This is a genomic window from Bartonella propinqua, assembly GCF_047263965.1.
Classification (GTDB): Bacteria; Pseudomonadota; Alphaproteobacteria; order Rhizobiales; family Rhizobiaceae; genus Bartonella.
On sequence record NZ_JBLEBK010000005.1, the window covers coordinates 13,794 to 29,751 of the forward strand.

Consider the following 15,958-nt stretch of genomic DNA (forward strand, 5'->3'; position numbering starts at 1 on the left):
GCTTCTCCCCATTTTATAATGGAACATCATTGTTCATTTATATAAGTTCATAAATACATCTTAAAAGGCTTATTTCTCGTGCAAAATATAGTTCTTTTTAACATTGAGTGATTTTAATAAGGCAGATATTATCATAGTGTATACTTTATAACAATAATTATGAAAGCAATTTGTGGCATAAAAAATGACCGTAATTGAGATAAAGAGAAATGAATAAAGATTGTATAAATATTAAAAGACCATCATCTGCTTTTGTGCATTGGGGAGCTATGACTTTTGGTGTTGCTTTTATTATATGCTTTTTATTCATTGTGAGTATTTTAGGTTTTTTAAATCCGTACAGCTATTTTCAAAAAGCTATGCTGATGTTTTTTTTAGCTTTAGCAGTTATAGGTGTTGCTGCATTGATTTTGATAGGGATGGGGGTTTTGAAATATGATGCAACACAGTTGTATGGAGGCTTTGATTTTAGTGTCTTTGATAGTATCGATGATGCAATTATAGTATCTGATCTGTCCGGTTTTGTTTATTATTCTAATCAAAGTTATCGAAATATTCTTACCTATCAGCCTGAATCTTCATGTTATGCAGTCATTTCTGATCTTCCAGGAGCTGATGCACTTTTGTATCGCCTAAAAGTTGCTGCATGCAGTAATCTTGCAGCGCAGGAAGAATTAAGAATAGACCGTCCAATTTTTCTCCATTCTGTACAGAACAATTCTGCTTGGTATAATATTTCTGTTCAACCAATAATAAAGCGGAGAAAAAAACTTTTATTTTGGCGTATTGCTGATATTTCACATCTACAAAAGTATCACGAAGTTTTTTTCTCACATCTTCAAGAATCTATTCATCACTTAGACCAAGCTCCTGTTGGTTTTTTGTCTGTTAATTCACAAGGGGTAATCCTGTACGCAAATGCAGTTTGTGCTAAATGGTTTTCAATCGATTTGGAAAATTTTGTTGTTGGTCAATATCATTTTGATCAGTTATTTGATAGCATTGAAGCCAATAACACGTGGAGTGATATTTGTTTGCAAAATCATAAACATCAAAGTTTAGGTTTCTCTATGCCTTATACTTTTTTGTTATGTTTAAATTCAGAAATCAGCAGAAAAAAATTTTTGAATTGTTTTATGTGTGTTTCTTCTTTCTCAAAGGATGAAGCCATCTATCGTATTGTGATAATGCCTCATCAGATAAAAAATGAAGAGAATGATGATCAATCAAAATTATCAAATTCATTAGTCACATATTTTGATGCAAGTCCTTTTGCAATAGCATTGGTAGATCAAAAAGGACAATTGGTTCACGTAAATAATGCTTTTTCATCGTTAATGGGATGCCGAGATCAAATTTTTAGTCTTTATGATGTTATATCTCACCGCGATCGTGCACAATTAGAGCGTGCATTTCAGAAAATTGCGGCAAACAGAAATGATTCAGTTTCGATAGAAACAGTTTTAGAAAATAATGAAGAGCGCCATTTGCGCCTCCATGTTATGTCTGTAACGTCATATCATGATGATACATTACAAGGTTTAGCCATTATATCTGTTATAGAAATCACAGAGCAAAAAATGCTTGAAGATAAAGTGATGCAGAGTCAAAAAATGCAAGCAGTAGGGCAACTGGCAGGTGGTATTGCTCATGATTTTAATAATGTTTTAACAGCAATTTTGATGTCTTGTGACTTTCTTTTAAATACACATCGCAGCTCCGATCCAGCACATGCTGATCTTATCAACATTAAAAACAATGCTAATCGTGCGGCTGCACTTGTACAGCAATTATTAGCTTTTTCTAGAAAGCAAACGCTTCGACCTGAGAAAGTTGATTTTACAGAGCTTTTATCAGACATTCGCAATCTTATTTTACCCCTTTTAGGCAATAATATTCAATTAAAAATTATCCATGGAAGAGATTTGTGGAGCGTTGAAGTCGATCAAGCATCTTTTCAGCGTGTTATTATGAATTTAGTTATTAATGCGCGTGATGCTATGTCACAGGGAGGTGTTGTCACAATTGCAACAAACAATATTACAAAGCAACAAAGTGCTGAGTTCGATCATGTCGGTTTTGCAATTGGTGAGTATGTGCAGCTGACTATTTCAGATACAGGAATCGGCATATCACCTGTTATACAAGAAAAAATATTTGAACCGTTTTTTACAACAAAAGAAGTTGGAAAAGGAACTGGGCTTGGTTTATCAATGGTTTATGGAATTATTAAACAGACAGGTGGTTATATTTATTGTGATAGCCAAGAAGGAAAAGGAACAACATTTCATATCTTTCTTCCCCGTTATATTTCTGACGCTGGCAGTGAAATTTCTCAGCAGATTGAAAAAGTAGAAAAGCAGGAAAAAAATATAGACTTAACAGGGTTTGCAACTGTTTTATTGGTTGAAGATGAAGATGCTGTCAGAATGGGTGGGGTAAGAGCACTTCAAATGAGAGGGTACACTGTTTTAGAAGCTGCAAGCGGGATTGAAGCCCTTGCTGTTCTTAAGAAAAATAAGGGTGCAGTTGATATTATTGTTTCCGATGTGGTGATGCCAGAAATGGATGGACCAACTTTACTTAGAGAAGTACGTAAAAGCTACCCCGATATTAAATTTATTTTTGTTTCTGGATACGCGAAAGATGCTTTTACTAAAAATCTTCCACAAGATGCTGTTTTTGGTTTTTTATCTAAGCCATTTACACTCAAACAGTTAGCTTTAACTGTTAAAGAAACTCTTGCACAATAAAATAAAGAAACTTTATATTTTCAAATCCTTAGACAAAAATTCCCATGATAATATATAGAGTCAGTGAATTAAATAAGCAAAATTCATTTGTACATTCACAGTTAAAAAATTGAAAAACATTCACATCTTTTGCACAAAAAATTCCTGAAAGTAATGTAAATTTCAATTAAAGAGCAGCACTTTTATATAATTCAAACTATAAAACTAATGATAAATTAAGGCGCAATATTGGAACATACCGATTAATGTTCTCAAAAAGAGAAAAGTTGTTGTTGTGCATCTGTCATATTTTCATTTCTTTCGATGAAAGCTTGCAAGGCTTTTGGATAAAGTTCATGTTCAGCTTTCAGAACCCTCTGTGCTAAGCTATCTGCAGTATCATTGGGACATACTGGAACGGCTGCTTGGGCAAGAATTTTTCCTGCATCCATATCCTCTGTAACAAGATGAACAGTACATCCAGTAATTTTAACACCTGCTTGTAAGACTCTTTCATGAGTATTTAAACCTTTAAATGAAGGAAGAAGAGAAGGATGAATGTTTAAAATTTTTCCTTCGTAAAGTTTTACAAAATTTGATGAAATGAGGCGCATATAACCAGCAAAGCAGATAAAATCTGGTTGATATTGAGCTAAAATTGTAAAAATAGATTCTTCATGCGCTTCTTTAGTTGGATAACTTTTGCGGTCAATAACATGAATAGGCAAATTATTGTTACGTGCTTTTTCAATGCCAGGTGCATGAGGTTTATCACAAATAACAGCGACGATTTCGGCAGGGTACTCTTTTTGTTTGCTCGCTTTAGCGAGGGCAACCATGTTGGATCCATTACCAGAAATAAAAACAACAATTTGTTTTTTCATAAATGCAGTACACCTTTACAGAAAATCCCTTTATCTTCACGTTTTGTTAAAACACCAAGCAAAGTAACGGTTTCTCCTTGCATTTCAAGTGCTTGTGTAATTTTTTCAACAGCATATTGCTCTACGATAATAACCATACCAATGCCGCAATTGAATGTTCGTAACATCTCTGTTTCTCCTATTTTTCCTTGTTTGGCAATCCATGAAAAGACTGGTGGAACATTAATAGCAGAAAGATTAATTTCAGCGCAGAGAGAGGATGGAATTACGCGTGGAATATTTTCAGGAAATCCTCCTCCTGTAATATGGGCAAGAGCTTTGATTCCTTCGTAATTTCGTATAGTGGATAAGAGTGATTTTACATAAATGCGTGTTGGTGTGAGTAGCGCTGTGCCAAGGCTCATTTGGGGATTAAAAGGAGCAGAATTATCCCATTTTAGGTCACTTTGTTGAACGATTCGTCTGACGAGAGAAAAGCCGTTAGAATGAATTCCAGATGAGCTAAGACCTAAAATAACATCACCTTCTGTAATGTCTTTTGAAGGTAATAATGAACTCCGTTCTGCTGCTCCTACCGCAAAGCCTGCTAAATCATAATCTTCCTTCGCATACATATCAGGCATTTCTGCAGTTTCTCCTCCAATAAGGGCTGCACCCGCCTGTTGGCAGCCTGCTGCAATGCCAGAGACAATTGCAGCACCTTGTTCAGGATTAAGCTTTCCAGTGGCAAAGTAATCGAGAAAAAAGAGCGGCTCAGCACCTTGTACGAGCAAATCATTAACACACATGGCTACGAGGTCGATCCCAACAGTATTATGAATACCTACTTCAATAGCAATTTTTAACTTTGTTCCTACGCCATCATTAGCAGCTACGAGAATAGGATCTGTGAATCCTGCTGCTTTTAAATCAAAGAGACCACCAAAGCCTCCAATTTCTACGTCTGCGCCTGCTCGTTTTGTTGAGCGGACATAGGGTTTAATTTTTTCTACCATGGCGTTTCCCATATCGATATTCACACCAGCTTTTGCATAGGTAAGACCATTATCAGGGTTATTATTTATTAAATCTTGATTGCTCATGAGAACCTTCCTTAGGAAAAACCAGATTTTGATGTTATGCAATGCCATGATAAAATTATATCTGCAAGAGATATTGATATTTAGTATTTAAGAAATAAGTGACTTTGCTTGACCCATGGTGAAGAAATTTATAATCTTTTGTAGAAGAGTTTTTTGAGATATTTATGAGTAAGATACCAGATAATCATGATAACTCTGCTTCGCAGATAATGAAAAAGAAAATTCGTGAAAATAAGATTCATGGTCGTTATGCGGCTTATGTGCCTGCTTATGCTCAAGTGCCATTACCGAACAATATGAAAAAACAAATTTTTTTCTGGCTCGGAACATTGCTTTTTTTCATTCTTTTTATGTTTCTCTTTGGATCAGTGTTGCTTCCTTTTGTAGCAGGGATTGCATTGGCTTACTTTCTTAATCCTATTGTTCAATTGCTTGAAAAAGTTGGTATTTGTCGTGTTTTGGGTACTATCCTGATTACTTTGTTCATTGTTATTATTTTTGTCGCTGCTTTAATCATTTTGATTCCTATTATCAGTTGGCAAATACAACAGTTTATGAGTGATGGCTTGCCGATTTATGTTAGTCGTATTCAAACTTTTTTTGTTGAGTATGATTTTGATTGGGTTAGACGCTATTTTGGTAGTGATCCAAAAGAGTTACAGACTAATATTACAGGACTTTTAGGACAAAGCTCTGATTTTATTACATCCCTTTTGAATTCACTTTTGAAGTCAGGAAAATCTATAGTTAACGTTGTTAGTCTCTTCGTAGTAGCACCTGTGGTAGCATTTTATATGCTATTGGATTGGCCACGCATGGTTGCAGCAATTGATTCGTGGATTCCACGCGATCATCTTGAAACTGTTCGTGGTATTTTTCATGAAATGGATAGGGCAGTTGCTGGATTTATTCGCGGACAGGGAACGTCGTGTTTAATATTGGGGGGATATTATGCTATTGGTCTGACTGTTACAGGGCTCAATTTTGGTCTTTTGATTGGTATGTTTATCGGTCTTATTAGCTTTATTCCTTATATTGGTACAATGTGTGGCTTTGTTTTATCTGCTGGTGTCGCATGGGTTCAATTTTATCCAAATAATTGGGGTTATATCATTGTTGTTATAGCTATCCTTTTTATTGGTCAATTTATTGAGGGTTATATTCTTCAACCAAAGCTTGTAGGCTCATCTGTAGGGCTGCATCCAGTGTGGTTGATGTTTGCACTTTTTGCTTTTTCTTCATTATTTGGTTTTACAGGTATGCTTGTTGCTGTTCCTGCGGCAGCAGCTGTTGGTGTTTTGGTTCGTTTTGCTCTTCATACCTATCTGAACTCTCAAATGTATTTGCAAAGTGAAGATTCGGAGCCACTAAAATGAATGATCGTGAAAAGCAATTGCCCTTAGACTTTCCTTATACATCAGTTTTCCAATTTGATGACTTGGTAGTGACGGAAAGCAATCGTATGGCTTTTCAGCTTATAGATCATTGGCCAAATTGGGTTTTGCCTATTGCAATTTTGGTTGGAAAAGAAGGATCGGGAAAAACGCATTTTTCTAATTTATGGGCAAAAAAAGCTCATGCTTTAACTATTCATCGTAATGAAATTGATCAAGCTATTGTTGCGGCTTCTTTAGGCAGATCATTTTTAATTGAAGATATTGATGCGGGTGAAATCAGTGAGACGGGGCTTTTTCACTTAATTAACAGTATTAAGCAAGCAAATCTTGATGCGCGTCAAGCTACTTTATTGATAACTGCACGTACAGTACCTTCTATGTGGAATTTAAAATTAAATGATCTAAAAAGTCGTCTAAATTCAGTTATGTTAGTTGCGATTGATCAGCCTGATGATGCGTTATTAACAGCTATTGCTTTTAAACTTTTTTCTGATAGACAGATTATTGTTCATCCAAATACGATTTATTATCTTGTAAGTCGTTGTGAACGTTCTTTATTTTCGTTGAAGCGTGTTATTGATTCTGTTGATCAATTAGCATTACAAAGAAAAAGTAAAATAACACGTACTGTTATTGGTGAAGTTCTCAACATGCAAATTCAGTAAATATTGCTTTTTTTTAAATAGACAGTAAGACAGTAGAGTGTTTTGCTGGTATTTTAGTTTACAAAAAGAAATTTTGTTTATGCTATATTTTCTGGAATGAAGGGCAGTTATTTTTATTTGCTTCTTGTTCTACACGGCAATGTTTTCTCTTTTTTTAAGATGAACCTGATACATTATTGGAATGTTTTAAAGATTTTCAATTTATGATGTTATAATATTTTTTTCATAGATTACATGAACATCATAGTGTATTTCAAATTGGTTTAGAAAAAAAATATTTTTAAGGGCTGTAAAAAACTTTTATGGTTAGAGCGTAAAGATATTTTCTTTTTCTCAGTTTGGATATTAACATTGTAAAAGAGTGTAAAATTTTTAAAATAAATGAGATTAAGAGTGTAAAGAAGCGAGAAAAATTACCTATTTTTTATAATCAGGATTGAGGTTTGTATTTATAGAGCAATGTAAATCTTAAATTTTTGTAATGCTTAAATCACTTTTTTCTAAAATTATTTCTATTGGATACTTTTTATATAATTATGGAATATTTCCTAAATAATGTGAACAATTGTAGAGTTTTATACGAAAATAAGCTGTTTATCTCTGTGGATTGAATTTTTTTGTGGGTATTAATTTTTTATTCCGTTAATTTTCATCAATTAATGTATCATTGGGTGGAGAAACTCTAAAAAAAGTTATTATTTGTCAAAAAATGAAACAAAATTAAAAAAAACTGTGTTTTTTCCTTGCACTTTTGTTGTGAAAATTTTAGGGAATGTGCATCAAATAAATACAAATGGCGGAGCGTAGCGCAGCTTGGTAGCGCACCTGATTTGGGATCAGGGGGTCGTAGGTTCAAATCCTATCGCTCCGACCATGCTTTGTTTGATGTTTGAGAGAATGGCTCAATTGAGTGTGTATGGTAGAGAGATTATCACTCAAGCGTTGTAAGGTCTAAAGGGAAAGACTATGATTGCACGTATTTATAGTCCTGCAAAGACTGCTATGCAGTCAGGAAGAGGTAGTACTGGTTTTTGGTTGTTGCAGTATGAGCCGACACAAGCAAAAATGCTTGAGCCTCTTATGAAATATACGGCAACATCTGATATCAATAACCAAGTGAAAATTCGCTTTAATAATAAGGAAGAAGCGATTGCTTTTGCACTCAAAAATTCTATTCCTTATCGTGTAGAAAAAACATATAAGCCGATTCGACGTGCTGTTTCTTATTCTGATAATTTTCGCAGTGATAGACAGCAATCTTGGACGCATTAGTAAAGCTGCTATTTTAGATGAGGAAAATGATCAGTTGGTCCCGTAGCTCAGCTGGATAGAGCAACGGCCTTCTAAGCCGTGGGTCACAGGTTCGAATCCTGTCGGGATCGCCATTTTAAATAAAATCAATGGTTTATAGAAAAATTTGGGAATTTTTATTTTATTGATTCTTTTAAGTTATTTTCCATTTATTCTAACCTTCCTTGTAATTTTTTGATTGGCTCTATTGCGAGCTGTTTTCTATCAGTCGTTTTAGTATAAAGGGATGCCATTGCCGCTAATTTTCTTAATCCATGTGTTATTTATTAATTCCTGTCGCATTGCATGCTTCACAAAATAGGTTGCCAAAATTTTTTTTGAACAGCCTATTTCCATTTTTACTACAAATGAATATTTTATTTCCAATAGAACCAATCTTAAGGGTTTCTATGAGTTCAGGCAAAATCAGCAGAAAGACATTCGTATAAAATTGGCTTTTTTCTGTTTTGAGATGAATGATATTGTCTGTGACATCTTTCCAGCTAATATGGGCTGCATCACCACGTCGCAGTCCTATGTACAAAAGCACGTCAATCCAAACGCGTTCATGTGTACCACGTGCCCATTTGTTGTAATATTTGTCGATATCTTCCTCTAACCATGGAGTAAATCCTTCTGAGTTAAAAGATTTTGGTGTTTTTATATTAAAGGCAGGATTTTTATTTAAAAGAGCATTATCGACCGCCCAATTAAAAAGACCATTTAAAGATGTTAAAAAATGTTTTGCTGCTGCTAGAGTATTGCGCCTGCTGTTACGGCATTAAGAATATGTTGCTTTTCTATGCTTTTATAAGAGCGATCACCAATAAGTTTAGAAACGTTATTCAGAATTCTATATTTAACTTTTTTTGTAGATTCTGATTGATTATGCCATTGCATGCTTTGTAAATATTGATGCAATAACCAATCGAAAGACCCTTCTATAAGTCTAGTACGCTTCATATTTTTTGAGGAACCATTTTGCGTTTTTTTGATTGCAAGCGTATAATTATCAACAAATTCTTGTGTTCCGTAGGTTCCTTTAATCCAAAACCGCGAACCGTGATCGATGCGCACATACCAGATGATTTTACCATGGCGAGTACATTCGCGAACAAGGTGAGGTGGACGACGTTTTGGCATGGCTAAAACTTTATACCATCAACAGAGCGACAAGCTTTGTTGAAGCTGTGTTCTTCTTGCTTATTTTCAAATGATGGAAAATCGTCAATACTATAAGTATTTCCTATAGTTTCTGGTGTTTTAATTTTATTGAGATGAATTAACAACTCGCTAGTGGATTTGATTTTTACAACCTCAGTTGTTTGTTTTTTTACTTCTTTTTCGCTGATATTTTCACAGTATTTTGTTGAATTATCTACATAAAGAATTTTGATTACAGCTTCTGTGTTATACAGAGCCTTCAAAATATCAAATTCATCATAGAATGGCTCATGACGCTAATCAGATTTTATGCCTCCTATGATCGACCTAAATGTTTTGTTTTACCTTGATCCGCCTTATTGGTGTGTTGAGGATTATTATGGAAAGGATTTGTTTAAGCGGGAAGATTATCAGGTGATGGTAACGATTCTTGTGCAAAATTAAAAGAGAAGCTCCTTCTTACTTTAAATGACGTGCTAGAGATTTGAAAAACTTTCAATCAATTTCATATAAAAGAAGTCACCACATCTTATACATTTGGCATTTTAATAATATTGTAGTTTAAAGAGCAGATCATCATAAACTGTGATTTTGGGCAGAAAAAAACAATATTCTTTGAGGGAGATTAAAAACTCTTTTAAAGACCTCTTGAAAGCCTTTTTAAAACTCTTTTAAAATAGAAAAAATGAACTTGTGCAAAACCTAGTGGTAAATTGTACATTAGTGGTAAGCTACAGTAAACTACATTGAGTAAGGAAATTAAAATAACACTACTTTACCTAATGATGTGGCGGAGAGAGAGGGATTTGAACCCCCGATAGAGTTGCCCCTATGCCGCATTTCGAGTGCGGTGCTTTCAACCACTCAGCCATCTCTCCAAGATTACTAAGGCACAACAAAATTTTTCCATTGTAGAGTCTTAGTGAATATATGATGAAAAAATAATCTGCAATTACTCTGAGAACAACCCCTTTTTTGCTTTTTTATTGGCTTTTCTTGACAGAGAACAAAAATTCTATCATATGTAGCAAAGTGTAAGCGTGGGAAGGTTTGCGCGTGCACGATTTTCAGTTATTTTATACTCTATTTAAGTTTGTTACGACTGATAAAAAGTAGCCTGTTTCCCTTTATTAATTAAGTTAGAAGTGAAATAAGAGCTGGATCGAACGAAAGGATACATAATGTTCGCAGTCATTAAAACTGGTGGGAAGCAATATCGCGTTATTGCTAATCAACTGGTAAAAGTTGAAAAAATTGTTGGAAATATCGGTGATATTGTTGAATTCAGAGACGTATTGATGGTTTGTGAGGGAAATAATGCAACCGTTGGTGCGCCCGTTGTCTCTGGTGCTATGGTCACGGCTGAAATTGTAGAGCAGGGCCGTTTGCGTAAGGTCATTTCATTTAAGAAGCGTCGTCGCCAAAATTCAAAGCGTACGCGGGGTCATCGTCAAGAGATAACGACGCTTCGTGTTTTGGAAATCTTGACTGGTGATTTAAAACCCAAAAAAGCGACAGAAAAGTTGGCTGAAAAAAAAGCTGCTGCACGAAAGGAAGTAAAATCTGCTGATTCTCTCAAGAAAACTGCTGGGCAAACTTCTAAGAAAAAGGTTGTGTCGCAAAAAGATTCAGTCGTGACGTCGGATGAGTGAGAAAGATTAAAGGAGAACATCTATGGCACATAAAAAAGCTGGTGGTTCTTCGCGGAATGGCCGCGATTCAGAATCAAAACGTCTTGGCGTTAAAAAATTTGGTGGTGAAACTGTTATTGCTGGAAATATTATTGTTCGCCAACGTGGTACGCGCTGGCATGCTGGTGATAATGTTGGTATTGGGAGAGATCATACACTTTTTGCATTGTCAAATGGAACGGTTTCTTTTCGTAGAAAAGCTAGTAACCGCTCATATGTCTCAGTAATTCCTATGATGGAGACAGCAGAGTAAATAGTAGTATTCTCTGCAATAAGCCAGTATCTATTAAATTTTTTTAGCATTAAAAGGGGAGGTGGGTTTTACCTCTCCTTTTTTCTACAGTGCAATAAATGTTGAGGGATTGCACAAGAAATTAAAAAATAGAATCTGGAGAAATCTTTTTCTTAAAGAGCTAGAAGATTGATGTTATGTTTCATCTGTGTTGGAAATATTTGTGTAGTATTTGGGCTTTCCGATAGATAGGCAATTATAGATAATAATGCAGGAAATTTTTTCTCTTCTTATATGCAAAACGACATTGCTGAATTTTTTTCAGAGATTGGTAAAAAAATTTGGTGCAGGTATTTTTACGGTTATTTTGATGAAAATGGATTGGTTTATTGGTATTTATGTTTTTTATAATAGTTATATAGCGGGTGATGAGGTTTGGTTGAATTAGCCGTTTAGAGAGAAAATGGATATATAAAAGGGTGGAAGAGGAATAATAAAAGCTGCTTAAAGTTGCGTCGATAGTGTGACGTATAGAGGGAATTTCAGTAAATTTATCATAAGGAATATGCTATTAAAGAAATTTAGTTTTATGGCATCGTAATGGTCAAGGTGCGATCAGCTATATTAGAGTGTTGTGAAAATAAAATTCATTAGCTTAATAGTGAGGATTAATTTAAGGTAATAGCACTTTTTCATTATTTTATTTTGTTTATCGAAGTGCGAAAAAATTAAGGTTATTTGCAGAGCTTTACTTATTTTTTCTGCTGATGGCGTTGCTTTTTGATGTCATATTTAATTTATGCACGAAGCAGATAATATCGTATAATTGTGATACTTATATGAAAAAGGAGAGCTTACGGTATTGTCAAGATTCATTTTTGTATCGTGGAATATTAAGTTGCAACAAACTTAAAGAAGTGAACTGTGTGTGGCAATTTGTAAATTATGTAATTAGTCGGAGAGAAGCGATAGCAGGCTGCTTAATAAGAGAGCGTACGTAGAATATCAACGGGAACTGCAAGTAGTTATTTTTTTCTCATATGAAAAATATAGTGATTTACGTTGAATAACTTGAGATGATGATAACGTTTTTAAAAATTGATTGGGTACATGAGTATCTGAGCGTTTGGCTTGGTAAAATAAATAATAGGTGCCAAGTTTTCTTGTGAATGTTTTTGAGCAGTGCGCATTAGAGATAATATTTGATAATTTAGTAAGTTGCACTAGGGTCTTAATATTTTACTTGATTATATTTTTTTAAATAAAGGAAATTTCATAGCTGCTTATACTTTATATTTTTAAAAATGCTACTTTGAAATAAACTTTATCAAAAACACCTTTTATTCCCTATAAGATGCGAGGAGACAGAAGCAATGAATACAGATTTTAATGAGATAGAAATCTTATCTATAAAATCTGTAAAACTTGCGGCTGCTTTTAGTCATAAAAATGATGCGATTCATGCTGCTGCTGAATTGCTTGTACAGATTGGTGCAGTTGACAAATATTATTTAGCCAGCATGCTAAAACGTGAGGCAATAGCAAATACTTGGCTTGGGAATGGTATAGCAATTCCCTATGGAATGGTTGAAAATTGTGATTTAATTATTAGGGATGCTGTCGCTGTTGTGCAAATTCCTGCTGGTGTTGAGTGGCAAGAGGGAAATAAAGCACGTTTGGTTATTGCTATTGCAGCTAGTCCAGATCGTTATACAGAGATTTGCAAAAAACTGACGCATCTTTTGTTTGATAAAGAACGACTTGAAACACTTTCAACAACTACGGACAAACAGCAAATTGTTACCACTCTGTTTAATCAAGATATGAAGAGAGAGAAGGTTTTTATTGGTGATCTTTCGGTATGTCAAGAATGGACTTTAGATTATCCAAGTGGTCTACATGCACGACCAGCGTCGCTTTGGGTTGACTTTGCGAAAAAAATTGAAAGCTCTATCAGAGTTCGCCTTGGTCAGTATGCTGCTGAAATGAAAAATTTTGTTGGTTTATTGCAATTAGGAGTAAAAAACGGTGATGTTTTAACTTTTTCGACGGATGCTGTAGAAGGTAAGCAATTGCTTAAGAATGCAATTTCTGTTGTGAAGAAAGTGAGCATAAGTGAAAAGTGTGTAATGAAAAAAATGGAAGCTCAAGCCAAAGTCTTGCACGGTTGGTATCCACGCTCTGGACAAAAAGGCATTTCTGGTGTTGGGGCAAGTCCGGGATTATCTCTTGGAAAAATTTTTGTTTTAAGACGGAATGATATTTCTATAACGGATCAGCCTGTTGGTTTTGCAACTGGCGTTGCATGTCTTGAGAACGCTCTTGCGAAAACAAAGCATAAAATAGCATCAGTTATTGATGATATTACAGCCCGTATGGGGGCGGATTCTGCTGCAATTTTTTCAGCGCAGATGGTTTTGCTTGAGGATGAGACTCTGATAGCGCAAGTTTGTCGTTTTATGGCAGAAGGTCATGGTGTGGCGTGGTCTTGGGATAAAACAGTTCGGCAATTTGCAGATATGTTTTCTAAGGTGGATAATCCTTTGTTGGCGGCGCGTGCTGTTAATTTAGTTGATGTGGGTCGCCGTGTTTTAGGTGAAATCAACCCCTCTTATAAATCGTTTTTTTTAAATGATATTCCACACGGGGTTATTCTTGTTACAGATGATTTGTCTCCTTCTGATGCAGCTCAGCTTGATTGTACAAAAGTGCAAGGATTGGTGACAGCATGGGGAGGGCCCATGTCTCATACAGCTATTTTGGCACGTACTCTTGGCATTCCAATGGTTGTTGCTGCGGGTGTTGGTATTTTAGCAGTTGAGAGCGATATTCAGGCCATTATTGATGGTGATAACGGGTTTATTTATCTTGATCCTGTTCCTGAAGATGTTGAAGATGTCCAAAAACAGATAAACATTATTGCGCAAAAGCGTGGCAGTGAGGTTCACGTATGTGGATTGCCAGTACAAACGACAGATGGTCAAAGGATTCGTATCATGGCTAATGTCAATTATGCCAATCAGGTTCCTGTTGCACTCAATGTGGGAGCTGAAGGTATTGGACTCATGCGCACAGAATTTTTATTTTTAGACAATTCACACATTCCAGATGAAGAGGCGCAATTTGATGTGTATCAAGCGATGGTTGCAGCTGTAGCAGGTAAGCCATTGATTATTCGCGCGCTCGATATTGGTGGTGATAAACAAGTTACGCATTTACATTTATCTAAAGAAGACAATCCCTTTTTAGGTGTTCGGGGAACACGGCTTTTGTTACGTCGACGTGATCTTCTGATTCCACAGTTGCGCGCTTTGTATCGAGCAGCAAAAGAGGGTGGAGATCTATGGATTCTATTTCCAATGGTTATGTCTGTTTCAGAAATTTTTGCTATGAAAAAGATTGCAGAAGAAGTTCGGAACGATATTGGTGCTCCAAAATTAAAATTTGGTATTATGATTGAAGTTCCAGCAGCGGCTATTATGGCAGATATTTTGAGTGCTCATGTTGATTTTTTTTCGATTGGAACTAACGATTTAACTCAGTATACAATGGCTATTGATCGACAAAACCCTTATCTTGTATCTGAAGCTGATAGCCTTGATCCAGCAGTTTTACGCATGATCCATCAGACTATTCAGGGTGCAGCAAAGCATAAATGTTGGGTTAGCGTGTGTGGAAGTATGGCGGGAGATCCTTTTGCAGCAATGATTTTGGCTGGATTGGGAATTAATGAACTCTCCATGATATCTTGCGATATTTCTTCAGTAAAAGCGCGTTTACAGGCGCATAGTTTTGAAGATATGAAAATTTTGGCAAAAAAAGCATTACAATGTGAAACTGCACAGGCTGTACGCGCCCTTAACGATATGACACAAGGTGATAAAAAATTTTAATGAAATAAAATACTGATCAATTTTATAATTTTTTTAAGTAATTAGATTAGATAATTTTTTTGAAATAAAGTTTATTATTTTCGTGAAGTAGGTTTTAATTTTGGATCTCAATAGCTTAATGAAAAAAAGTCTCTTTGTTTATTATTAAATATAGGTAGTGTGGTATAAAGAGTCTGGTGCTGATTTTTAATTATTCGATTTTTAAAAAATGTGTGCAGCATGTTAATTTGAAGACTATTTTTCATTCGTGATGAATAGTAGTACGGATGAATATTAAAGCTTTTAATGATCCAACTACTAGATTTTTGGTGTTTATCTGCGGAAAATTTTTTTCTTGAAGGTGGATGGTAAGTTGTTATTCGACAAATATTCGTATCTCATTTTGATAAATGAAGTCATTTTTTGAATTTTGAGTGTATAGTTTAAGCTTGCATGTTATTGTTTTCTGGGTATAGTGCAAAGCTCTGGAGAGGTGGCCGAGTGGTTGAAGGCGCACGCTTGGAACGCGTGTATATGGGGAACCATATCGAGGGTTCGAATCCCTCTCTCTCCGCCAAATATTAATAAAATCAATTTTTGTCGATTGTAATGAGTTATTTTTTATCTATTTTATAGTTTTTCGACTATTTTAATTGCATCTTTTTGTAAAAGATCTTCCTTAAAAGTAAAACTTAATTACGACTTTTTTGTTTATGTGACAAAGGAAGAGTTATAGTTACAATGTTTTAGAGCATAATGTTTATGTGCTTTTCTCAGTATTTAAGGCTGATTTCAGTAATTTTATTTAGACATCTGAAAAGATAACGGTGCTTTTTTTATTAAGTATGAGTGTCAAAGTGCATATTAATTTCATTAGCAGCATTTTACATGATGAATATTCATTAACATAACACAATGTCACTTATTGCATAGATATCCAGTATAGTGT

The 15,958-nt window shown here is 35.0% G+C and carries 11 protein-coding genes, 4 tRNA genes and 1 pseudogene; 11 read left to right on the forward strand and 5 right to left on the reverse strand.

Going from position 1 to position 15,958, the window contains the following annotated elements:
- The first annotated feature begins 209 nt into the window (after positions 1-209).
- Positions 210-2,753 carry an ATP-binding protein gene (locus ACMFKV_RS04760; protein ID WP_413154628.1) on the forward strand — a complete coding sequence of 848 codons (2,544 nt, stop codon included), beginning with the start codon at positions 210-212 and terminating at the stop codon, positions 2,751-2,753.
- Positions 2,754-3,004: 251 nt separating this feature from the next.
- Here ACMFKV_RS04760 and purN read toward each other — a convergent pair whose 3' ends face one another.
- Both purN and purM read right to left on the reverse strand, forming a co-directional pair.
- A complete protein-coding gene (gene purN / locus ACMFKV_RS04765) occupies positions 3,005-3,616 on the reverse strand; it encodes a phosphoribosylglycinamide formyltransferase (protein WP_336288330.1) in 612 nt (203 codons plus the stop codon).
- A complete protein-coding gene (purM, locus tag ACMFKV_RS04770) occupies positions 3,613-4,698 on the reverse strand; it encodes a phosphoribosylformylglycinamidine cyclo-ligase (protein ID WP_336288331.1) in 1,086 nt (361 codons plus the stop codon). Before purM ends, purN begins: the two co-directional genes overlap by 4 nt.
- 164 nt (positions 4,699-4,862) lie before the next feature.
- Here purM and ACMFKV_RS04775 point away from each other — a divergent pair, with 164 nt between their 5' ends.
- The 5 genes from ACMFKV_RS04775 to ACMFKV_RS04795 all read left to right on the forward strand — a co-directional run bounded on the left by ACMFKV_RS04775 (position 4,863) and on the right by ACMFKV_RS04795 (position 8,145).
- A complete protein-coding gene (locus ACMFKV_RS04775) occupies positions 4,863-6,074 on the forward strand; it encodes an AI-2E family transporter (RefSeq protein ID WP_336288332.1) in 1,212 nt (403 codons plus the stop codon).
- Positions 6,071-6,760 (forward strand): DnaA regulatory inactivator HdaA, encoded by a 690-nt coding sequence (gene hdaA / locus ACMFKV_RS04780; protein ID WP_413154629.1) that lies wholly within the window; start codon positions 6,071-6,073, stop codon positions 6,758-6,760. The genes ACMFKV_RS04775 and hdaA overlap by 4 nt, the downstream gene beginning before the upstream one ends.
- Before the next feature lie 797 nt (positions 6,761-7,557).
- Positions 7,558-7,634, forward strand: a tRNA-Pro gene (locus tag ACMFKV_RS04785).
- A gap of 92 nt (positions 7,635-7,726) precedes the next feature.
- Positions 7,727-8,032 carry an ETC complex I subunit gene (locus ACMFKV_RS04790; RefSeq protein WP_413154630.1) on the forward strand — a complete coding sequence of 102 codons (306 nt, stop codon included), beginning with the start codon at positions 7,727-7,729 and terminating at the stop codon, positions 8,030-8,032.
- A 36-nt stretch (positions 8,033-8,068) separates the two neighbouring features.
- Positions 8,069-8,145: transfer RNA gene (locus ACMFKV_RS04795), tRNA-Arg, on the forward strand.
- 75 nt (positions 8,146-8,220) lie between these two features.
- On the opposite strand, the pseudogene ACMFKV_RS04800 reads toward ACMFKV_RS04795, so the two are convergent.
- Positions 8,221-9,193: pseudogene (locus ACMFKV_RS04800) on the reverse strand (tyrosine-type recombinase/integrase).
- 2 nt (positions 9,194-9,195) lie between these two features.
- Entirely contained in the window at positions 9,196-9,477 is a 282-nt protein-coding gene (locus tag ACMFKV_RS04805) for a hypothetical protein (protein ID WP_413154631.1), read from the reverse strand.
- 46 nt (positions 9,478-9,523) lie between these two features.
- On the opposite strand from ACMFKV_RS04805, the gene ACMFKV_RS04810 reads away from it, so the two are divergent.
- Positions 9,524-9,658, forward strand: coding sequence for a hypothetical protein (locus ACMFKV_RS04810; RefSeq protein ID WP_413154632.1), 135 nt, complete (start codon positions 9,524-9,526; stop codon positions 9,656-9,658).
- A 344-nt stretch (positions 9,659-10,002) separates the two neighbouring features.
- Here ACMFKV_RS04810 and ACMFKV_RS04815 read toward each other — a convergent pair.
- A tRNA-Ser gene (locus ACMFKV_RS04815) sits at positions 10,003-10,092 on the reverse strand.
- 303 nt (positions 10,093-10,395) lie between these two features.
- On the opposite strand from ACMFKV_RS04815, the gene rplU reads away from it, so the two are divergent.
- The 4 genes from rplU to ACMFKV_RS04835 all read left to right on the forward strand — a co-directional run bounded on the left by rplU (position 10,396) and on the right by ACMFKV_RS04835 (position 15,586).
- Positions 10,396-10,866, forward strand: a complete 471-nt coding sequence (rplU, locus tag ACMFKV_RS04820; RefSeq protein WP_413154633.1) for a 50S ribosomal protein L21 — start codon at positions 10,396-10,398, stop codon at positions 10,864-10,866.
- A 22-nt stretch (positions 10,867-10,888) separates the two neighbouring features.
- The gene (gene rpmA, locus ACMFKV_RS04825) at positions 10,889-11,158 is read left to right on the forward strand and encodes a 50S ribosomal protein L27 (protein WP_336288337.1); all 270 of its coding nucleotides are present in this window, start codon (positions 10,889-10,891) and stop codon (positions 11,156-11,158) included.
- A gap of 1,352 nt (positions 11,159-12,510) precedes the next feature.
- A complete protein-coding gene (gene ptsP / locus ACMFKV_RS04830) occupies positions 12,511-15,030 on the forward strand; it encodes a phosphoenolpyruvate--protein phosphotransferase (protein WP_413154634.1) in 2,520 nt (839 codons plus the stop codon).
- Between the two features lie 466 nt (positions 15,031-15,496).
- Positions 15,497-15,586, forward strand: a tRNA-Ser gene (locus ACMFKV_RS04835).
- Positions 15,587-15,958 lie beyond the last annotated feature (372 nt).